The following is a 21432-nucleotide window of genomic DNA, read 5'->3' as shown; positions in this document are numbered from 1 at the left end:
CTTCCTCACGGCGCGACCCCCGTCGCGCCTCATCAAGGCCGCCTGCGGCAGGCAGCGAAATCCTCGAACGCCCCGTAGGACGCTTGCGTGCTGCGCACCGCGCCGCACAGGTCCGGCACCGGCGCGGCCAATGCCTGGCGCAGCGGTGCTGGCGTCCTCCAGCCCAGCGCCAGCGTGGCCGGTTCCTGGAACAGGTCGCGCACCGGATGGCTGCCCAGGTACAGCCTGGTCACGGCGGTGGTGCTGTTGTCGGTGCTGCGCAGCAGACCCTCGTCACGGCTGCGCACGACGCCATCGACCAGGTTGCCTTCGACGTCGGCGCTGCTTTCCGGGAAGCGCACCGTGACGCCGGCGGTATCGATCAAGGTGTTGTGGAAAATCTGGCTGGCTGCGGCGCGATTGAGGTAGACGCCGTCGTCGGAGCAGGCGGCAATGAGATTGCCGGCGATCACGCCGCCATCCTGTTCGGTGATGCAACGGCGGTCGCGGCAATAGGCCGGGCCGGTGCCGCCGCCGCCCAGCGAGAGGCCGACCTGCTGGCCACCCTGGCCCAGCAGCTTCTGCTCGCACAGCACCAGGTTCTGTTCAATGCGGTTGCGGCTGCCGCCGCCCTTGACGAAGGCGCCGTAGCTGATGCGGTCACCCCCGGCCTTGATGAAGTCAGTGATCTGGTTGTGCGCGATGCGCCAGCCGCTGGCGGCCACCAGGTCGATGGGCGTGACCGGGCCCAGCGTCTGGCGCGGGGCGGTGTTGGTCAGGGTATTGTTTTCGATGACGCCGTCATCGGGGAATTGGCCGGCGTCGCCGTTGATCTTGAAGTGCGCGTTGAAATCGACGATGCGATTGTTGCGCGCCGTGAAGTGCGCCGCCCGGCCTACGATGTGCAAGGCGTGTTCGCAGAAGTGCTGGGTCGGGCAGACGCCCTGGATGACCAGGTTTTCCACCCGCCACCAGGGCGCATCGATGCGCAGGCCTTCGGCGGTATTGATCTCCAGGACCACCGTCCCTGGCTGCGCGGCGCGCAGCACGATGGGCAGCTCGGCGCTGCCGGACTGGTGCAGGCCGAGGGGGCGGTCGATGCGATAGCGCCCGGGTCGCAGCGTGATGGCTTGTCCGGGCGCGGCCTGGGTCAGCGCCTGGTTCAGTTCGGCCACGCTGGCCACCTCTACCACGCTGGCCGACGCCGTGCTGGCGGGCGTGGCTTGCGCACCGATGATGAGAGCGTCCAGCGTCGCGGCCGACGGGCTGCTGCGCGGGCCCCGGTCGGCGTGCTGCAGCTGCGCCGCAACTTGTGCAGCCAGTGCGGTGATGGCGGGTTGATGGCCTGCAGCGCGGTGTTCCAGGTAGGGGGCGAGCTGGCGTGGCGGGATGTTCAAGCGTTCCAGCAGCGATACGCCTGCGCCCACGGCCAGCAGCATGATCAGCAGCAGGGCCAGCGCGATCCTGGAAGGTCGGAAAAATCGGTTCATGGTGTGGGCGACCTCATTGCCTGGCCTGCGCGCAGGCGATACCAGCCCAGGCCCAGCCATTCGTAGCTGGCGTACCAGCTGCGGCGCAGGCCTTCGGCGCTGGGCAGCAGCGCCGGCCAGCGCCAGCGCGGCAAGCTGAAGAAGGCCGTGGGTGCTGCCGTGGGAACCAGGCCGGCCTGTGCGAAGGCCAGCATGGCGCGCGGCATGTGCATGGCGTCGGTGACCAGCAGCACGCGCTGCACGCCATCGGCGCGCAGCAGGGCGGCGGAACGCAGGGCGTTCTCTTCCGTGTTCTCGGAGCCACCCTCGATCCAGCGCACCGGGGTGCGGAAGTCCTCGCGCAGCGCCTCGGCCATGGCCAGCGCCTTGTTCTGTTCAGGCGTTTCCTCGCGGGCATTGCCGCCGCTGACCAGCACGGGCAGGCCGGTCTGGTGCTGCAGCCGGGCGGCGTAGCGCAGGCGCGCCAGGGCCACGTAATCGGGCTGGTCGCGGCCCTCGTATTCCGGCGCCTGGTCCAGGCTGCCGGCAGCCAGCACGACGATGGCCTGGGCTTGGCGCGCGGCCTCGGCCGACAGCACCGGATAGCCTTGTTCCAGCGGGCGCACCATCAGGTCAGCCACTGCCGGCATGCAGATCAGCGTCAGCAGCGCTACGCCCAGGGCGACCATGACCTGCCCGATATGTCCGATAGGAGCAGGCCGACGCCAAAGCAAAAAACCCGCTGCGATCAATAGCAGCAGGTTCAGGGGCGGCAGCAACAGCGTCCTGGCCAACATCGACATCCACATCGTCAAACTCATGGGCGGCGATCGGCAGGAGGGCTAGGGCGGGTCCTGGAGCAATTCATAGTGGGCAAGTCATCGGTGCAATGGCTGACATGGCTTGATGCAGTGAGCAGGCGCAAGCACGATGCGCTTGCGCCTGTCTTGCATCAGAAGCCCGAGGCTTGCTTGCGCTTGCGCCAGCCCAGCAGCGCCAAGAGGCCCAGGCCCATCAGGGCGATCGAGCCCGGCTCCGGCACGGCGTGGGTGGAGAGGATGGAGGCCGAGAAATAGACGGTGTTGAAGTCGTCGCCGTTGTTGCTGTAGTAGTTCCAGACCCATTGCGGCGACAGCGAACCATAGCCGCTGCGACCGCCCCAGGGGCCCACGCCATTGGCGCCTTCATTGACGGTGGCGTTGCCGGGTGCGCCCACGCCGGTGAGGTTCTGCGTGAGACCGGCGTCACCGGAGAGCAGGGTCTGGGTGCCGTTGGCGAACTTGAAGTTGCCATCCGACAGCGTGAAGGCGCCCAGCAGGCCGCCAGGGCCGCCCTCGTTGGTCGCCACGATGTGCAGGAAGTTGGTCACGCCTGCGGTCAGCGCGCTGCTGAAGCTGTAGGTGGTCGGCCAGTCGTTGCCGCTGCCCACCAGCGTGCCCAGGGTGTTGTTGCTGGTGCTGAGGTAGAGGCGGAAGGTGTTGTCCACGTTCAAGGTGGAGTTCAGCGTGGTCGCATTGGCTTGACCGGTGCTGATGTTGGCGGCCAGAAACAAGGCGGCGAGCAGGAATTTTTTCATGGCAAGACTCCGAGGTCGTTGAACAGGTGAACGATGCATTCGTTGTCGATATAGCAATTCCTGTGCCCACCGATAAAAGAACTTAGATTTCAAGCGCTTGCGTTTTTCGACGAATAAAATTTTAAAGAGACTGTAAATTTTTCCGACACTGGAAAACATTTCCCTGCGTCATCGTTATTTCGCCTTTCGCGGCGGAAACAGGCGGTGCTGCTATCCCGATGTGGCGTCAGGCAACTTTTCCGTGATTCTTGGAGAGCGCGCCAGCAAAGGGATAGAAGCCGATTCATGCTGTCTGGAAACGAAAAAAAATCTTTGGAATAATGTTGCAATTTTGACCAAAAAAGCTCATTCTTCAGCGCTGTGAATGGCTGGCCGGGACGCCACGGATGTTTGACACCTGTCAAAATCCGCTTAAAAAATTCACATGGTATTCACATGACATCCAGGGGTGTCGGAGGGAAAGTGTTGTCGCCAGAGCGGCCCCGGGGGCGGGGCGGACCGTCCGCGTGGACCGTTCGGTTCTGCGCGGCAGCGACGAGTCTGCAAAGGCGGGGGAACCAATGTTTAGAATCTCGAACCACTATGTCTCGAAGATAGTGGCGGTCTTGCTGTTCATTGAGCTGGGCGTGTTGTTCGCCGCAGGTTACCTGGGGGTGAACCTGCGTTTCATGGGCAAGCCGGAATACCTGAGTGATTTTCGCCAGTTCTGGGCGCCGGTGGGGGTGACCGCGCTGTCCATCCTGCTGGGCATGAGCGCGGTGGGGATGTACCAGCGCAATATCGATGAAAACCTGCGCGCCACGCTGCTGCGCCTGATGCCTTCCTTCGGCATCGCGCTGCTGGTGATGATGGTGGTGTTCTACGCCGCGCCGGAACTGTCGCTGGGGCGCGTGCTGCTGGTGATCGTGCTGCTGTTGTCGGCGCTGGGCATCCTGTGCGTGCGCACGATCTTCTTCCGCCTGGTCAATTCGCCCATGCTGGCTTCGCCCATCCTGTTCCTGGGCAGCAGCGAGCTGGTGCGCGACTGCATGGAAACCTCGCACCAGAACCTGCGCAACCACAAGTACAACATCGTCGGCACCATTCCCGTGGCCGGCGAGGACAGCACCCTGGCCATGCTGGTGGAGCCGGCCGGCAGCCTCCTGGAGACCGCCCGCAAATACAAGGCTGAAGAGATCGTGGTGGCGGTGCAGAACCGGCGCGGCGGGGCGCTGCGCATCCAGGAACTGCTGGAGTGCAAGATGAAGGGCGTGCGCGTGACCGATGCCGCCGGCTTCTTCGAACGCGAGGCTTGCCAGATCCGGCTCGACTCGCTGCATCCCAGCTGGCTGGTGTTCGGCAGCGGCTTCGACCAGAGCCTGCTGCGCACCTTCTTCAAGCGCAGCTTCGACCTCATCACCAGTTGCATCATGCTGCCGCTGCTCTCGCCGCTGATGCTGGGTGCGGCCATCTGCATCTGGCTGGAAGACCGTGGCCCCGTCCTGTATCGCCAGGAGCGCGTGGGCAAGAACAACGAGCACTTCATGGTCCTCAAGTTCCGCAGCATGCGGGTGGACGCCGAGAAGGCCGGCACGCCCCAGTGGGCCTCCTCGGGCGACCCGCGCATCACCCGCGTGGGCAATGTGATGCGCAAGTACCGCATCGACGAGCTGCCGCAACTGTTCAACGTCCTGCGCGGCGACATGAGCTTTGTCGGCCCGCGCCCGGAGCGTCCCTATTTCGTCGAGCAGTTCGCCCGCGAGATTACCTTCTACAACGTGCGCCACTGCGTCAAGCCGGGCATCACGGGGTGGGCGCAGGTGCGCTACAAGTACGGCGCTTCCAAGGATGACGCGGTCCAGAAGCTGCAGTACGACCTCTACTACGTCAAGAACAACAGCCTGTTCCTGGATGTCCTGATCCTCATCGACACCCTGAGCGTGGTCATCTTCGGCGCTGGCACCTAGGACCCTGGCCCATGTTCGGTATGTTGATGGAAGTGGCGCTGGTGAGTTACCTGGTGGCGTCGCTGACCTTTGCGCTCTTCGGCGCATTCCTGTTCGTGCGCCATCATGGTCAGCCACGGCGGGTGGTGCTGGGCGCGATCTGCGCGGTCAATGCGCTGTGGGCCTTGCTGCTGGCGCTGCCGCTGTGGGCGCCAGCCAACTGGCCGATGGCGGCTGCCTTGCTGGAAGGCGCGCGCAATCTGGCCTGGGACCTGTTCATCCTGCTGCTCATCGGCGCCTTTGGCCGTGATGGCGGCAAGGGTAGGGAGGGGCGGCGCACGGTGCCGCATGCCGATCGCTGGCTGGTCCTGGTGGCGGCCTTCTATGGGCTGCAGCTGGCCTGCACCCTGGCCGTATCTTGGCGCTATGGCTATCCGTTGCAGGCGGGCGAGTTCACGGCGATGACGCTGCTGCGCACGACCTCGGCCATCCTCGGCCTGTTCCTGATCGAGCAGCTCTATCGCAATACCATCGATACGCAGCGCTGGGGCATCAAGTTCGCCTGCCTGGGCATGGGACTGATGTTCGCCTATGACTTCTATCTCTACAGCGATGCGCTGCTGTTCCGCCATTTCAGTCCCGACACCTGGGCCGCGCGTGGCTTCGTCAATGCGCTGGCGGTGCCGCTGATCGCCATCTCGGCGCTGCGCAATCCGCGCTGGTCGCTGGGCTTGAAGGTGTCGCGCCAGGTGCTGTTCCATTCGGCGGCGCTGTTCGGCAGCGCTGCCTATCTGCTGGTCATGGCCTCCACCGGTTACTACGTGCGGCTCTTCGGCGGCAGTTGGGGGACCGTGGCGCAACTGGCCTTCCTGTGCGCGGCGCTGGTGCTGTTGCTGGGGGCGCTGTTCTCGGGTGGGGTTCGCTCGCGCCTGCGGGTGTTCATCAGCAAGCACTTCTACCATTACAACTACGACTACCGCGAGGTCTGGCTGGCCTTCACCGGTTCGCTCTCGGCCAAGGGGCCGGACCTGGAAAGGCGCGTGGTGGAGGCCATGGCGCGACTGGTGGAAAGTCCGGCCGGGGCGGCTTTCGTGGTGCGCGCCGAGGGCATCGAGACGGTGGCGCGCTGGAACATGGCGGTGGCGGCCCAGCCCGATGCCGCCAATGCCGAACTGCTGCGCTACCTGGGCGAGAAGCAATGGGTCATCGATCTGGTCCAGCATCGCGAGCATCCTGCCCACTACGACCATCTGGTGCTGCCGGCCTGGCTGCGCGAGGTGCCGCGCGGCTGGCTGGTGGTGCCGCTGCATGTGCAGGGGGCGCTGTTCGGCTTCGTGCTGCTGGCGCAGTCGCGCAGTCCGATCAAGCTGAACTGGGAAGTCACGGACCTGCTCAAGATCGCCGGCCGCCAGGCCGGCAGCTTCCTGGCCCAGCACCAGGTCGCCACCGATCTGATGGTGGCGCGCCAGTTCGAGTCCTTCAACCGCATGTCCACCTTCGTGGTGCATGACCTCAAGAACCTGGTCGCGCAGCTTTCGCTGCTGATGGCCAATGCCGAGCGGCACAAGGACAATCCCGAGTTCCAGCGCGACATGATCGATACCGTTGATTTTTCCGTGCAGAAGATGCGTCTGCTGTTGCACAAGCTCAGTCGCAAGGACTCGGCCGAACGCAATGAAGTCATCGCGCTGGAGCCGCTGTTGCAGCGCATCCTGCACGCCAAGGCTGGCTTCGGCCCGGCGGCGCGCCTGATCGTGGCGGCCAGCGGGCTGCAGGTGACGGCCGATGTGGAGCGCCTGGAGCGCGTCATCGGCCACCTGGTGCAAAACGCGCTGGAGGCGGTCGCGCCGGTGACTGGCCAGGTCGATGTGCGGCTGGATCGCGTGGGCGAGCAGGCGCTGGTGGAGATCATCGACAACGGCCACGGGATGAGCGAGCAATTCATCCGCGAACGCCTGTTCAAGCCCTTCGAGACGACCAAGTCGGCCGGCATGGGCATCGGTGTGTTCGAAAGCCGAGAATACCTGCACCTGCTGGGAGGGGAGCTGCAGGTCCAGAGTACCGAAGGGGCCGGCACCCGCATGGGCATGCGGCTGCCATTGCACGTGTCAGCGGCGCACGCCGCCCCGCAACTGCTAGAGGAAAATCCGTGAGTGAAAACAAGCCGAAACTGTTGATCGTGGAAGATGATCCGGGCCTGCAAAAGCAATTGCGCTGGAGCCTGGACGCCTATGAAGTGCTGGTCGCAGGTGACCGCGAAAGCGCGCTGGCCATGGTGCGCCGGCATGAGCCGGCGGTCGTGACGATGGACCTGGGCCTGCCGCCTGATCCCGACGGCGCCAGCGAAGGTTTCGCCACGCTGCAGCAGGTGCTGGCGCTGGCGCCCGATACCAAGGTCATCATGCTCACCGGCAATCAGGACCACGCCCATGCGGTCAAGGCTATCAGCATGGGCGCCTACGATTTTCATCAGAAGCCATGCATTGACGAGACCCTGCGCCTGGTGGTGCAGCGCGCCTTCTACCTGCACGCGCTGCAGCGCGAAAACCAGCGCATGCAGCAGGCCGGCGGCCATACCGCCCTGGGCGGCCTGATCACGCGCGACGCCGGCATGCTCGCGGTGTGTCGCAGCATCGAAAAGGTCGCACCCTCATCGGCCTCGGTGATGCTGCTGGGCAGCAGCGGCACCGGAAAGGAAGTGCTGGCGCGCGCGCTGCATCAGCTCAGTCCCCGCAGTGGGCGCCGCTTCATGGCCATCAACTGCGCGGCCATTCCCGAGAACTTGCTGGAGAGCGAGCTGTTCGGCTACGAGAAGGGCGCCTTCACCGGCGCGGCCAAGCAGACCATCGGCAAGGTCGAACTGGCCCATGGCGGCACCTTCTTCCTCGATGAAGTGGGCGACTTGCCCATGCCCTTGCAGGCCAAGCTGCTGCGCTTCCTGCAGGAGCGGGTGATCGAGCGGGTCGGCGGCCACACTGAAATCCCGGTGGATGTGCGGGTCATCTGCGCCACTCACCAGAACCTCAAGGAACTGACCGCCTCGGGCGGCTTCCGTGAAGACCTGTATTACCGCCTGTGCGAGATCATCATCAAGATCCCGGCGCTGAAGGAGCGGCATGGCGACGCGGTCCTGCTGGCGCGTCATTTCGTCCAGAAGTTCTGCGCCAAGGAAGGGCGCGCCACGCTGCACCTGAGCCAGGACGCAGTGGCGGCGATCGAACGCTATGAATGGCCGGGCAATGTGCGGGAGATGGAAAACTGCGTCATGCGCGCCGTCATCATGGCCGATGGCCAGCAGATCACGGCCGAGGACCTGGGCTTGTCGGTGGAAGGCCGCGAGGCCGAACCGCTGAACCTGCGCCAGGTGCGCGACGAAGCCGAGCGCAAGGCGGTGGTCAAGGCGCTCACGCGCATGGATGGCAATATCCTCAAGGCCGCCGAACTGCTGGGCGTGAGCCGTCCGACGCTGTATGACCTGATGAGCCGGCACGAAATCAAGTAGGCCTGCCCGTGACGCCTACGCTCATCCACGACACCCTCTTGGCCAGCGCGCAGGCGCGGCCCCAGGCGACGGCCTTGCGCTATCGCGGCCAGCAGCTGGACTACGCCGGCCTGGCCGCGGGCGTGGAGCAGGTGGCGGCGGCCTTGCTGGCGCTGGGCCTGGGGCCGGGCGAGCGCGTGGCGGTGTACCTGGAAAAACGCATGGAGACGGTGCTGGCGCTCTTCGGTGCTGCGGCTGCCGGGCTGGTCTTTGTGCCGATCAATCCCTTGCTGAAACCGGCCCAGGTCAGCCACATCCTGCAGGATTGCGCCGTGCGGGTACTGGTGAGCTCGGAACCACGCCACCCAGCGCTGGCGGATCGGCTCAGCCAATGCCCGGCCTTGCAGACGGTGGTGCTGGTCGATGCCGCCGCAGCTGCGCCGGCCACACCGGCCCCACCGGCCCCATTGGGCAGGCTGGCCACGCTGGACTGGAACGCCTTCCTGCAGGCTGCGCCGGGACCAGGCAGCCGGCGCGCCCATCGCCGCATCGATGCCGATATCGCCGCCATCCTCTATACCTCCGGCAGCACTGGCCAGCCCAAGGGCGTGGTGCTGTCGCATCGCAATCTGGTGGCGGGTGCGCAGAGCGTGGCCGGCTACCTGGGCAATCATCCGCAGGACCGCCTGCTGGCGGTGCTGCCACTGAGCTTCGACTATGGCCTGAGCCAGCTGAGCACGGCCTTCCTGAGCGGCGCGTCGGTGACGCTCTTGAACTACCTGGCGCCGCGCGACATCCTCCATGCAGTGGCCAGCGAGGGCATCACCGGCCTGGCCGGCGTGCCGCCGCTGTGGCAGCAGCTGGCCGGCCTGCCGTGGCCGCAAGGATGCAGTCTGCGCTATCTCACCAATTCCGGCGGGGCCTTGCCGCGCAGCGTCCTGGCGCAGTTGCGCCGCGCCTTGCCACAGGCCCAGGTGTTCCTGATGTATGGCCTGACCGAAGCGTTCCGCTCGACCTACCTGCCGCCGGCGGAACTGGATCGTCGTCCCGATTCCATCGGGCGCGCCATTCCCAATGCCGAGATCATGGTGGTGCGTCCCGACGGCAGCCCTTGTGCGCCCGGCGAGGTGGGCGAGCTGGTGCATCGCGGCGCGCTGGTGGCGCAAGGCTACTGGAATGATCCGGCCAGGACGGCGGAACGCTTCCGTCCCGCGCCGGGGCGCGAGGCGGCGCTGGGCACGCCGGAACTGGCGGTGTGGTCGGGCGATTCGGTGCGCATGGATGAGCAGGGCTATCTCTACTTCGTCGGACGGGCGGACGACATGATCAAGGTCTCCGGCTACCGGATCAGCCCGCACGAGGTCGAAGAGGTGCTGCACGCCACCGGCCTGGCGGACCAGTTCGCCGTGGTCGGCGTGGCCCATCCGCAGCAGGGGCAGGCGGTGGTGGCGGTGGTGCCGTCCTCCTGCACGGCCAGCCTGGAGGCCGTGCAGCAGGCCTGCCGCGCCCATCTGCCGTCCTACATGTTGCCGGCCGCGCTGCACCGCTGGCCCGGCGAGTTGCCGCGTTCGCCCAATGGCAAGCTGGATCGCAAGCTGATGCAGCAGACCCTGGCAGATCATTTCATGAAAGCCGACCATGCACGCTGACCCACGCCAGAAACCGCTCCACGCCGAGCAGACCGCCTTCCCCATCGTGGACGGCATGCTGCACGTGGGCGGCATGCCGCTGGACCGGCTGGCCTTGCGGGTGGGCGCGACCCCGTTCTACGTCTATGACCGCGCCTTGCTGAGGGCGCGGGTAGCGCATCTGCGCGCCCATCTGCCGGCGGAGCTGGCGCTGCATTATTCGATCAAGGCCAATCCCATGCCGGCGTTGGTACAGGCGATGGCGCAACTGGTCGATGGCTTTGACGTGGCCTCGGGCGGCGAACTCGCGACCGCGCTGGATACGCCCATGCCAGTGCAGCACATCAGCTTCACCGGACCGGGCAAGTCCCTGGCCGAGCTGCGGCGCGCGCTGGCGGCCGGGGTCATGCTGCACGTGGAATCCGAACGCGAGGCCGAGGCGGTAGCGGCGCTGGCGCAGGAGCTCGGTGTGCGCCCTGGCGTCACCCTGCGCATCAATCCGCCTTTCGAACTGAAGTCCTCGGGCATGCGCATGGGCGGGGGGGCCAAGCCCTTTGGTGTGGATGCCGAAGCCGCACCGGCGCTGCTGCGGTGGTTGGCGGGGCAGGGCGTGCAGGTGGCGGGACTGCAGATCTTCTGCGGCTCGCAGAGCCTGGACGCCCAGGCCATCATGGCGGCCCAGTCCAGCAGTTTCGAACTGGCCTTGCAACTGGCCGGCGAGGCGGGGCTGTCGCTGCGTGTGCTCAATATCGGCGGCGGCTTCGGCATACCGTATTTCCCCGGTGAGCGGGCGCTGGAGATCGCCCCCATCGGCGCGCATCTGGCGCAGTGGCTGCCGCGTCTGCGCGCGCTCCATCCGCAGCTGCGGGTGGTCATGGAGATGGGGCGTTATCTGGTGGGCGAGGCCGGCCTCTATGTCAGCCGCGTGATCGATCGCAAGCAGTCGCGGGGAGAGGTGTTCCTGGTGGTCGATGGCGGCTTGCATCATCATCTGGCGGCTTCCGGCAATTTCGGCCAGGTGATCCGCAAGAACTATCCGGTCACCATCGTGCCGCAGCAGCCGCAGCGCTCGGGTGGAGGGACGACCGAGCGGGTCTCGGTGGTCGGTCCCCTGTGTACGCCGCTCGATGTGCTGGCCGCGCAGATGCTGTTGCCGGCGGCGGCGGTGGGCGACCTGGTGGTGGTGTTCCAGTCGGGCGCCTATGGCCTGAGCGCCAGTCCGACTGCCTTCCTCGGGCATCCGGCGCCCGCTGAGGTGCTGGTATGAGGCTGCTGAACCCATTGCTGGCGCTGCTGGTCCTGTACTGCCTGGGCGCGGGCCGCGCCGGGGCTGCTGACCTGGTGCAGACCATCGCCGCGATCAAGCCTGCCATCGTCGGTGTCGGCAGCTACCAGGCCATGCGCAGTCCGGCGGTGAGTTTCGTGGGAACGGGCTTCGTGGTCGGTGACGGGCTCACGGTGGTCACCAATGCCCACGTGGTGGCGGCGGCCAGCGGCGAGGAGCGCAAGGACAGCAAGGACAACCTGCGCGTGCTGGTGGCGCGCGGCGCCAATGTGGAGGCGCGCGAGGCTGCGCTGCTGGTGATGGACAGGCTGCATGACCTGGCCCTGCTGCGCCTGAGCGGCGCGCCCGAGCCGGCGCTGCGGGTAGGTGATTCGGACAGCGCCAGGGAAGGGCAGATGCTGGCCTTTACCGGGTTTCCCTTGACGGCCATCCTGGGCTTTCATCCGGTCACGCATCGCGCAATGATCTCCGCCATCACCGTCGTGGCCACGCCCGCGCCCAATGCGCGCAGCCTGGACGCCAAGGCCATCGTGCAGTTGCAGCGCAGCGCCTACCCGGTCTTCCAGCTCGATGGCACGGCCTATCCGGGCTTCAGCGGCAGCCCGTTGTACGACCCCGAGAGCGGGGTGGTGCTGGGCGTGATCAACAAGGTGCTCAACGCCACCAAGGAATCGGCCATCAGCGCTCCCAGCGGCATCACCTATGCCATTCCCGCCAAGTTCGTGCAGCAGTTGATGACGGGACGCTGAGCGGGAAGAGAGGGACTGTCGGAAAATTTGACAGTGTCGCAAGCGGTGCCCTGGCTGCGATCAAAGCAGAAAGGGCGCATCCGAGGATGCGCCCTTTGCCTTGGTCAGGCCAGACCAGACTTGCCTCAGAACTGTTCCCAGGAGCCGCCGTCCTCTGCCGCACCGCCCGGCAAGCGCGATCCGGACGCCGGCTTGGCCGGGGCCGCCGAGGCAGCAAGGGTGGCAGCAGGTCGCGTTGCCGGCGCGTGACGCACTGCGGCTGTGCGGGCCACGCTGGCGGCGCGCACAGGTGGGCGCGACGCTGGCTCGTCTGGTTGCTGCTCCAGCTTGAAGAAGCCGACCGTCTGGGTCAGGGTTTCCGCCTGTTCCTGCAAGGACTGGGCGGCGGCGGCGGCTTCTTCCACCAGGGCGGCGTTCTGCTGGGTGACTTCATCCATTTGCGCGATGGCCAGGTTGACTTGCTCGATCCCTTCGCTCTGCTCCTGGCTGGCCGAACTGATCTCGCCGACGATGTCGGTGACCCGGCGTACGCTTTGCACCACTTCGCTCATGGTGATGCCGGCGCGCTCGACCAGCTTGCTGCCCATGTCCACCTGGGCCACCGATCCTTCGATGAGTTCCTTGATCTCCTTGGCCGCACCGGCCGAGCGCTGCGCCAGCGAGCGCACTTCCGAGGCCACCACGGCGAAACCGCGTCCCTGTTCACCGGCGCGCGCGGCTTCCACCGCAGCGTTCAGGGCCAGGATGTTGGTCTGGAATGCAATGCCATCGATGACGCCGATGATGTCGGCAATCTTGCGCGAGGAGGCATTGATGCTGCCCATGGTGTCGACCACCTGGTTGACCACCGCGCCGCCCTGGCTGGCCACTTCCGAGGCCGAGACGGCCAACTGGTTGGCCTGGCGGGCGTTGTCGGCGTTCTGCTTTACGGTGGACGTCAGTTCTTCCATGGCCGAGGCGGTTTCTTCCAGGGAGCTGGCTTGCTCTTCGGTGCGCGAGGACAGGTCCAGGTTGCCCGAGGCGATTTCGGTGGAGGCGGTGGTGATGGTCTGGGTGCCCATGCGGACCTGCCCGACGATGCCCACCAGGCTGTCATTCATGCTCTTGAGGGCGACCAGCAGCTGGCCGGTCTCATCCTTGCCGGCCGGTTCGATGCGGGTGGTGAGGTCACCGCCGGCCACGCGCTGCGCCACCGATACGGCCTCTTCCAGCGGCCGCGCGATCAGGCGCGAGACCCACACCGCCAGCAACATGGCCAGACCGATGCAGGCCGCCACCGTGACGATGATCCACAGTCGGGCCTGGGCATAGATGGCGTCGGCCTGTTTGTTGGAGATGTCGGCGCCCTTGTCGTTGACAGCGGCGAGCTTGTCGATCTGTTGCAGAGAGGTGCGATAGGCCTTGGTGGATTCGCCGCGTTGCAGGTTGCGGGCTTCTTCGTCCTTGCCCTGGCGTGACAACGCGATGATCTTGTCATGTTCCGAGACGAAGGTAGCGATGAGCTTCTCGACTTCGGGATAGATCGCCTTTTCCTCAGGCTCGGAAATCTGCGTCACGTATTCGGCCTGGGCGGTTTTCAGGTTGTTCATCTGGACCTGCATGCCGCGCTCGACTTCTTCGTACTCTTTGGCGTCCTTGGCCAGGATGTGCTGCAGCTCGAAGCTGCGCAGCCGCGACATGGCCAACTGCAGCCGGGCCAGGGTGCGGATGCTGGGCAGCCAGTTGGTGGAGATCTCGGTGGAGGCGCTGTTGACCTGATCCAGCTGGCGGATCGAAAACACGCCCAGCGCCGCCACCATGGCCACCACCACCAGGAAGGTGGTGATCAGCTTGCGGGAAATCCTGAGGTCGTAGAACCATTTCATGTTGCTCTCCTTGTTGACATCTGCTCCCGGCGGGCCGGTCGCCTCCATCCTGATCAAATCCTCTGCGCCCGCGCCGGGGCGCTCTTAGCGAGTGTTATCTGGAGTGTAAGAAAGAGCGTTGTGAAGAAATATCAGGATTTTCCCGGTATGCAACGGATGAGGGGCGAGGGGAGCGGAGAGATGAGAAGGGTGGGAGGACAGGCAGGGCGCTACGCTTGCGCCGGCCAGTTCAGGGCGTTGCGCCCGGCAGCCAGCGGCGCACGGTCTGGCTGACCAGTTCCATGAAGGCGCGGGCGTCCACCGGCTTGACCAGGTAGTCGTTGGCGCCGGCGGCGCGGGCGCGGGCGGCGTCGGCGTCATCCTGGGAGGTGGCGAACATGACTACCGGCAGCGCCCGGGTGTGGGCATGGGCGCGCAGCATGTGCAACAGCTCCAGCCCCTCCATGCGCGGCAGGCGCGGTTCCAGCAGGATCAGGCAGGGCAGGTCGGCAGGATGGGCTCTGGCTTGCGGGTTGAACAGCGACTGGGCCGCTCCCTCGGCATCCTCGAACCAGCCGAAGGCGCAGTCCAGCTTGTTGCGCCATAGCCCGAAACGCGCCAGCTCAACCGACTCCGGACTGGGATCAACCATCAATATGCTGGGGCGGGACATGCTGGCAATGACAAGACGATGCGTGGTTTTTTTCGGATGATCCGCTTGTAGGTGCGGCAAGTGTGACATAGCGACCTAGAGAAAGCCATTGCTAATTGCGCCCGCTGCCGGGCGCCTGTGCGGCTTGCTCATGTTGCGTCGCAATAAAGCAGTGAGCTTACGTGAACATTACACGCGCAGCTCAACAGGTCAGTTTATGTCAGGATCGCAGCGCTATGGCGGATGTGCGGGGGCTCATTAAATTTGTGAATGCCTGTTATGCGGGAATAAAATCGCGCACTGCAACATAGAAAAGTTGCTGGTGGGCTATATTCCTGACGTACGCAAGAGTTACGTCGGCGGAGCACCGTCCGACGCCACAACGCCGCCCACGAAGCGGCGCAGACAATGCGAATACAAGGGGTTATCAATGGGAATATCGCCAGGACGCAAGAAAAAGGCGCTGGTCATCGGGGGCGGCGCCCCCAATTCGACACTCATCGCCGGTGCGCTGGCCGCATTCCTGGCCGAAGGAATCGAGTTCGATGTCATCTCGGCCTCGGGGGCCGGGGTGCTGATGGGCTTGCTCTACACCGCTCCGCGCGATGTCGGGCCGCGCGAGGCGCTGATGAAGTGGGCCGAAGTCGGGGTGGCCGACAGCATCTACAAGCTCTTTCCGGTCAATTACAAGGTCTTCAAGAAGCCCGGCGCCCAGGCCGAGAGCTACCGCGAGTCCATGCTGGCGCAGATGCAGCAGCTGCCGGGGTTGGGCGCGCATGCCTTCACCGATATGTTCACGCGCCATTTCGCCGATGCGTCGGCCAAGTGGAACGACTGGATGCATCTGCTGATGTCGGCGCTGTCGCCTTCGGATCTGCATTCGGGCAGCCTGGGCCTGTGCGCGCACCTGCCTTTCCTGGAGCAGTCCATCGATTTCACGGCGGTGCCGGCCATGCGCCCGGAGTTCTACATCAACGCCTACAACATCGATCGCCATCGCATGCAGATCTGGAACAAGGACCAGATCACGCCGGCCCATGTGCGGGCCTCGCTGTCCTTCCCTTTCCTGTATGCGCCCACCGAGATCGACGGCGAGCACTACATTGAAGGCGCGGCCCTGGATACGCTCAACTTCACGCCCTTCATCGCTGGTGAAGACGGCAGCCCGGCCCCGGCCGGCGATGTCGATACCCTGGTGGTGCTGGACATCCTGGGCGAGGACCGGCTCATCCGTAAGCCCCGCAATCTCTACGATGCCTGGGTGCGCTCCATCATCACGCCGCTGGTGAAGATCTCCAAGGCCGAGCAACGCCTCTTCGAGCTGGAGCACAACACCGACGCTGCCACCGGCAAGCCGCGCCGCCAGGTGCTCAAGGTCGACCTCATGGAGGGCGTGCCGGAGTCGCACTGGCCGCAGGTGCTGGACTGGTCGTCCTCCAACATGCAGTTGCTGTTCGACGTCGGCTACCGCGCCGGCGTGGCCTTCTGCCGCGAGCATGGCGACGTGCTCGATCCCCAGCGCGCCACGGCCCTGGCCGCCTAGCCCGGCGGCCAGCGGTGCTGCCGTCCTTTCCATTCCTTTTCATGGATGTTCAATCATGACCATTACCAAGCGCCTCATCATTACTCTCTCGACAGCCCTGCTGGCGCTGCTGTTCGTTGGCGCCGATGGCCTCTGGCAGCTGCAGCGCGCCCAGCAGCGCCTGGAGCTGATCCAGAACCGCATCATCCCGGGCATGGACAGCCTGAACCTGCTCAAGGGCTACCTGGCCGATTCGCGCCTGGCCGGCTATCGCCTGTCGGTGTTCGCCAACCTGTCCGACAAGAGCGGCCTGCAAAAGGCCGTGGATACGGCCAACAAGCTGCTCGATGAAGAGTTCGCCCACTACGAGCGCGACCTGATCTTCGATGAAAAGGACCGCGCCCTGATCCAGGCCGACAAGGCCAACATCGAAGCCTACCGCAAGGCCCTGGTGCCGTTCTTCGCCGCCGCCTACGCCAATGACATGGATGGCGTGCGCGCCACCCTGCAGGCCGGCACGCCCCTGGCGATCTCGGCGGCGGCTGCCAAGAAGGGCTTCGAGGACCACATCCTGATCGGTCGCAAGATGATCGACACCATCAAGCAGGAAAGCGACGAGGCCTATGCCTTCGCCCTGCGCACCATGATCGCCGTGGTGGTGGTGGCGGTGCTGCTGACCGGTCTGCTGGGCCTGCAGGTCGTGCGCAGCGTGATCCGTAGCCTGGGCAAGATCCAGCATACCTTCGAACACGTCAGCCAGACCCTGGACCTGTCGCGCCCGGTGCCGGTGGAGCGCATGGACGAGATCGGCCGCACCGCCGCGGCCTTCAACAAGCTGCTGGCGCGCATCGTCGATGTGGTCGCCACCACCCGCACCTCGACCGATTCGGTGACGGTGGCGGCGCGTCAGATCGCCGCTGGCAATGCCGACCTGTCGGCGCGCACCGAGCAACAGGCTGCGGCGCTGGAAGAAAGCGCCTCCAGCCTGGAACAGCTGACCTCGGTGGTGCTCCAGAACACCCAGAATGCGCGCCAGGCCAACGAGCTGGCGCAGTCGGCCTCGCACATCGCCTCGCAGGGCGGGGATGTGGTGCGCCAGGTGGTCGATACCATGAATTCCATCAATGAATCCTCGCGCAAGATCGTCGACATCATCGCGGTGATCGACGGCATCGCCTTCCAGACCAACATCCTGGCCTTGAACGCCGCCGTCGAAGCGGCCCGTGCTGGCGAGCAGGGTCGTGGCTTTGCCGTGGTGGCGTCGGAAGTGCGCTCGCTGGCGCAGCGGTCGGCAGCGGCCGCCAAGGAGATCAAGGAGCTCATCGATGATTCCGTGAGCAAGGTGGGCAGCGGCAGCAAGCTGGTGGAACAGGCCGGCACGACCATGAGCGACATCGTCGACAGCGTGCAGCGCGTGACCGTCATCGTCGGTGACATCGCCAACGCCAGCGAAGAGCAGAGCGCCGGTATCTCGCAGGTCAACCAGGCCATCGCGCAGATGGACCAGGGCACGCAGCAGAACGCCGCCCTGGTGGAAGAGGCTGCGGCGGCGGCCCATGCCCTGCAGCAGCAGGCCGAGACGCTGGAAAGCGTGGTCGCGGTGTTCAAGCTGGAGGGCCGCCTCAATGGCAGCATTCCCGTCATCCAGGCGCCTGCCAGTGCGGCGCGTCTGCCGGCGAGCCCGGCGGCGCGGCAGGCAGAGCCGGCGCTGGAAGAGTTCTGAGCTTCCCAGCCGCGCTTTCTGCTGCGTCTTTTTGCTGCTTCGTATCATCCGACCGCCCGGTGCATGCCGGGCGGTTTTTTTTCGTCCTGGCGCTGGCCGGTGGCAAGGCAGGGCGCCGTGCGCCACAAACTGGTCATACCGGGTCGCTCAAAGAGTGATATACTTAATGCTAATCATTATCATTTGAGTCGATGTTGACTCGGATGAGCCTCGAATTTGATTCAACCGACCTCAGGAGAACAAGCAATGATGGGTATCAAGAAACTCGCCGCCGCCGTCGCACTGACCTTGTGTGCCGCCGGGATGGCCTCCGCCGCTGAATATCCGATCGGCAAGCCGCAGATCCAGAACGGCTTCGAAGTCAACGCCGTCTACCTGCAGCCGGTGAAGATGGAACCGGACGGCATGATGCGCAAGGCCGAAGAGTCCGATATCCACCTGGAAGCCGACATCCGCGCCGTGGCCAAGAACCCCAACGGCTTTGCCGAAGGCGACTGGATGCCCTACCTGGCCATCAAGTACGAACTGACCAAGGTCGGTTCGACCAAGTCCATCAAGGGCGACATGATGCCCATGGTGGCCAATGACGGTCCGCACTATGGCGACAACGTCAAGCTGGAAGGCCCGGGCAAGTACAAGCTCAAGCTGACCATCTCCTCGCCGCAGGCCAATGAACACGCCCACTTCGGTCGCCACGTCGACAAGGAAACCGGCGTGGGTCCGTGGTTCAAGACCTTCGAGCTGAACTACGACTTCACCTTCGCCGGCATCGGCAAGAAGGGCGGCTACTAAGCCTGGCGCTGGCCCGTCAGGGCTGGCCGTCTGAGCTGTGGTTCGCCGCTGTTCAACACTGTGAATGACGCCGGCTCACCGCCTTGTCGGTGCAGCCGGTTCCCGTTTTTGATATTCCGGAGTCTCCATGATCGCAAGAACAGTCCGCCTGGCCCTGCTGGCCGCCGCTCTCATGGGCGCTGCGGCGCAGGCCCCGGCGTCAGAGCTGCCGACCTTCAAGCTGGAGATGCAGGACGGCAAGCTGATCCCGCCGCGCATCGAAGTGCCGGCCGGGCAGCGCATCAAGATCGAAGTGCACAACATCGGCAAGTCCGCCGCCGAGTTTGAAAGTGTGGAACTGCGCAAGGAAAAGGTGCTGGCCCCCGGGGCGCAGTCCTTCGTGGTGATCGCCCCGCTACGTCCGGGCGAATACAAGTTTTTCGATGACTTCCACCTCAACATGCCGCAAGGCGTGATCGTCGCCAAGTAACAGGCGGTGCGGCGGAAGTCCGGTTTCTAGCAAGGGAAGGGTTTCATGGGACAGGTCATGTTCATCGTCTGGCGCGAAAGCGTCGAGGCGCTTCTGGTGGTCGGCATCCTCTATGCCTGGCTGAAGAATGGCGACGTTGCGGCACGGCGCGGCCTGCCCTACCTGTGGGGCGGCGTGGTCGCCGGCGTGGTGCTGGCCGCAGCGCTGGGCGCGGCGCTGCTGGGCTTTTCGGAACTGCTCTCGGGCGACGCCCAGACCTACTTCCAGATCGCCATCGTCCTCATTGCGGCGGTGCTGATCGTGCAGATGGTGTTCTGGATGCGCAAGCACGGCCGCACCCTGAAGAAGGAAATGGAAAGCTCCATGCAGGCCAGCTATGACAGTGGCAACTGGTGGGGCGTGTTCGTGCTGGTGATGCTGGCCATCGCGCGCGAAGGCAGCGAGACGGCGGTGTTCCTCTACGGCATCGGCCTGGGCCAGCAGGACGCCAGCACCGCCTCGCTGGTGCTGGCCGGAGTGATCGGCTTTGGCCTGGCCTTCCTGACCTTCTACCTGCTGCAGCTGGGCGGCAAGATCTTCTCCTGGCGGCGCTTCTTCCAGGTCACCGAAGTGATCCTGCTGTTGCTGGCGTCGGGCCTCTTGGTCACGGGCGTGGAAAAGCTCTTCGACGTGCTGCTGGAAAGCTCCGACATGCTGGCCTCGGCCGACTGGACCATGACCCTGACGGCGCCCGTCTGGGATACCTCCATGCTGCTGGACGACTCCACCACGCTGGGCAGCCTGGTCTCCACGCTGACCGGCTACCGCGCCCGTCCGGCGCTGCTGTCGGTGATCGTCTATGCGCTCTATTGGGCTGTGGTATGCTCGGCCCTCTATCGAAAACCCCAGCCTCAGCCCAAGAGGCAAGAAGCAGTCTGACGACCTGATGACGACCTGTACGCAATCGCCGACTCTGCTCTCGCGTACCGGAGAATGGATGCGCCGCCATGGCGCCTTCATCCGCTCCCTGCAATGGATCGTGGTGGCGGTGTACGCCTTGCTGATCCTGGTACCGGTGTTCCTCCCGCTGCCCGATGAGACGGCCCATCTGTGGTCCAACCTGACCCTGATCGCCCAGTTCGCCTTCTGGGGCATCTGGTGGCCCTTCGTGCTGGTGAGCATGGTGCTCATGGGACGGGTGTGGTGCGGGGTGCTCTGCCCGGAAGGCGCGCTCACCGAGTTCGCCAGCAAGCACGGACGCGGCCGCGCCATTCCCAGGTGGGTGCGCTGGGGCGGCTGGCCCTTCGTGGCCTTTGCCCTCACCACCATCTATGGCCAGATGGTCAGCGTCTACCAGTACCCCAAGGCGGTGCTGCTGGTGCTGGGCGGCTCGACGGTGGGCGCCATCATCATCGGCTACCTCTACGGGCGCGACAAGCGCGTCTGGTGCAAGTACCTCTGCCCGGTCAATGGGGTCTTCGGCCTGCTGGCCAAGCTGGCACCGCTGCACTACAAGGTCAACGAAGACGCCTGGCGCGCCTCCTATCATCCCGAGCACAAGATCATCCCCATCAATTGCGCGCCGCTGGTGCCGCTGCGCAACATGAAGGGCGCGTCGGACTGCCACATGTGCGGCCGTTGCAGCGGTCACCGCGACGCCATCGCGCTGACCTTCCGACCGCCGGCAGTCGAGGTGGTGCAGTTCGGCAAGACCGAGAACAATCTCTGGGAAAGCGCGCTGGTGCTCTATGGCCTGCTGGGCATCGCCATCGGCGCCTTCCACTGGACGGTCAGCCCCTGGTTCATCGCCATCAAGCAGGATATCGCCACCTGGCTGATCGACCGCGACATCATGTGGCCCTTCGGCACCCAGGCGCCCTGGTGGCTGCTGACCAATTATCCGCAGCAAAGCGATGTGTTCACCTGGCTCGACGGGGCCATGGTGGTGGGCTATATCCTGGCCACCGGCCTGGTGCTGGGCAGCGGGGTGGCGTTGATGTTCGCCCTGGCCACGCGGCTGCTGGGCAAGTGGCAGTGGGGCCGCTTCAATCATCTGGTGCAGGCGCTGATCCCGCTGGCCGGTTGCGGCGTGTTCATCGGCCTCTCGGCCACCACGATCAGCCTCTTGCGTGCCGAACACCTGCCGGTGTACTGGGCCAATGACGTGCGCGCCGCGCTGCTGGCGGCCATGACGTTGTGGAGCCTGTGGCTGTGCTGGAAGGTGGTGGCGCGTCACGCCGGTCACTGGGCGCAGCAGTGCCTGGCCATGCTGCCGCTCATGGGCGGCCTGGCCCTGGTCAACACGGCCTGGTGGCTGATGTTCTGGGGCTGGTAGCGCTGTTCCGCCCAGTCGCGCATT

17 protein-coding genes are annotated in these 21432 nt (G+C 65.2%); 12 read left to right on the top strand and 5 right to left on the bottom strand.

Translation table 11 applies throughout. The annotated features are described in order from the left end of the window. Positions 1-32: 32 nt before the first annotated feature. The 3 genes from ACP92_RS13680 to ACP92_RS13670 all read right to left on the bottom strand — a co-directional run bounded on the left by ACP92_RS13680 (position 33) and on the right by ACP92_RS13670 (position 3024). A complete protein-coding gene (locus ACP92_RS13680; protein WP_049788065.1) occupies positions 33-1469 on the bottom strand; it encodes a chondroitinase-B domain-containing protein in 1437 nt (478 codons plus the stop codon). After that, entirely contained in the window at positions 1466-2269 is an 804-nt protein-coding gene (locus ACP92_RS13675) for a YdcF family protein (protein ID WP_041310858.1), read from the bottom strand. The genes ACP92_RS13680 and ACP92_RS13675 overlap by 4 nt, the downstream gene beginning before the upstream one ends. A 131-nt stretch (positions 2270-2400) precedes the next feature. Continuing rightward, positions 2401-3024: a PEP-CTERM sorting domain-containing protein gene (locus ACP92_RS13670; protein ID WP_049788064.1), complete on the bottom strand. Its 624-nt coding sequence runs from the start codon at positions 3022-3024 to the stop codon at positions 2401-2403. 560 nt (positions 3025-3584) lie between these two features. Between ACP92_RS13670 and ACP92_RS13665 the strand changes: the two genes are divergently transcribed. From ACP92_RS13665 to ACP92_RS13640, 6 genes are read left to right on the top strand one after another with little or no spacing between them, the layout of a single operon-like run. Continuing rightward, positions 3585-4970, top strand: a complete 1386-nt coding sequence (locus ACP92_RS13665; RefSeq protein WP_013234706.1) for a TIGR03013 family XrtA/PEP-CTERM system glycosyltransferase — start codon at positions 3585-3587, stop codon at positions 4968-4970. Positions 4971-4981: 11 nt separating this feature from the next. Further along, the gene (gene prsK / locus ACP92_RS13660) at positions 4982-7102 is read left to right on the top strand and encodes an XrtA/PEP-CTERM system histidine kinase PrsK (RefSeq protein ID WP_013234705.1); all 2121 of its coding nucleotides are present in this window, start codon (positions 4982-4984) and stop codon (positions 7100-7102) included. Further along, the gene (prsR, locus tag ACP92_RS13655) at positions 7099-8451 is read left to right on the top strand and encodes a PEP-CTERM-box response regulator transcription factor (RefSeq protein WP_013234704.1); all 1353 of its coding nucleotides are present in this window, start codon (positions 7099-7101) and stop codon (positions 8449-8451) included. Before prsK ends, prsR begins: the two co-directional genes overlap by 4 nt. Positions 8452-8459: 8 nt before the next feature. Continuing rightward, a complete protein-coding gene (locus ACP92_RS13650; protein ID WP_013234703.1) occupies positions 8460-10079 on the top strand; it encodes an acyl-CoA ligase (AMP-forming), exosortase A system-associated in 1620 nt (539 codons plus the stop codon). Beyond that, positions 10069-11325 (top strand): pyridoxal-dependent decarboxylase, exosortase A system-associated, encoded by a 1257-nt coding sequence (locus ACP92_RS13645; protein ID WP_013234702.1) that lies wholly within the window; start codon positions 10069-10071, stop codon positions 11323-11325. Before ACP92_RS13650 ends, ACP92_RS13645 begins: the two co-directional genes overlap by 11 nt. After that, on the top strand, positions 11322-12092 hold the full coding sequence (locus ACP92_RS13640) for a S1 family peptidase (RefSeq protein ID WP_013234701.1): 771 nt from the start codon (positions 11322-11324) through the stop codon (positions 12090-12092). Before ACP92_RS13645 ends, ACP92_RS13640 begins: the two co-directional genes overlap by 4 nt. Before the next feature lie 125 nt (positions 12093-12217). Here the strand turns inward: ACP92_RS13640 and ACP92_RS13635 are convergent, their stop codons facing one another. Continuing rightward, positions 12218-13957 (bottom strand): methyl-accepting chemotaxis protein, encoded by a 1740-nt coding sequence (locus ACP92_RS13635; protein WP_013234700.1) that lies wholly within the window; start codon positions 13955-13957, stop codon positions 12218-12220. A gap of 229 nt (positions 13958-14186) precedes the next feature. Beyond that, positions 14187-14588, bottom strand: a complete 402-nt coding sequence (locus ACP92_RS13630; RefSeq protein WP_231944323.1) for a response regulator — start codon at positions 14586-14588, stop codon at positions 14187-14189. 430 nt (positions 14589-15018) lie between these two features. Here ACP92_RS13630 and ACP92_RS13625 point away from each other — a divergent pair, with 430 nt between their 5' ends. From ACP92_RS13625 to ACP92_RS13600, 6 genes are all read left to right on the top strand, one after another. Beyond that, positions 15019-16131: a patatin-like phospholipase family protein gene (locus ACP92_RS13625; protein ID WP_013234698.1), complete on the top strand. Its 1113-nt coding sequence runs from the start codon at positions 15019-15021 to the stop codon at positions 16129-16131. Between the two features lie 55 nt (positions 16132-16186). After that, positions 16187-17833: a methyl-accepting chemotaxis protein gene (locus tag ACP92_RS13620; protein WP_013234697.1), complete on the top strand. Its 1647-nt coding sequence runs from the start codon at positions 16187-16189 to the stop codon at positions 17831-17833. 246 nt (positions 17834-18079) lie between these two features. After that, positions 18080-18625, top strand: coding sequence for an iron transporter (locus tag ACP92_RS13615; RefSeq protein ID WP_013234696.1), 546 nt, complete (start codon positions 18080-18082; stop codon positions 18623-18625). Positions 18626-18752: 127 nt separating this feature from the next. After that, complete coding sequence (locus ACP92_RS13610) at positions 18753-19094, top strand: cupredoxin domain-containing protein (RefSeq protein ID WP_013234695.1); 342 nt, start codon at positions 18753-18755, stop codon at positions 19092-19094. 45 nt (positions 19095-19139) lie between these two features. Continuing rightward, entirely contained in the window at positions 19140-20012 is an 873-nt protein-coding gene (locus ACP92_RS13605) for an FTR1 family iron permease (protein ID WP_013234694.1), read from the top strand. A gap of 58 nt (positions 20013-20070) precedes the next feature. Next, positions 20071-21408: a 4Fe-4S binding protein gene (locus ACP92_RS13600; protein ID WP_013234693.1), complete on the top strand. Its 1338-nt coding sequence runs from the start codon at positions 20071-20073 to the stop codon at positions 21406-21408. The last annotated feature ends 24 nt before the right edge of the window (positions 21409-21432 follow it).

This window comes from Herbaspirillum seropedicae, from assembly GCF_001040945.1.
Classification (GTDB): Bacteria; Pseudomonadota; Gammaproteobacteria; order Burkholderiales; family Burkholderiaceae_D; genus Herbaspirillum; species Herbaspirillum seropedicae.
This window is presented reverse-complemented; position numbering and strand designations above follow the sequence as displayed.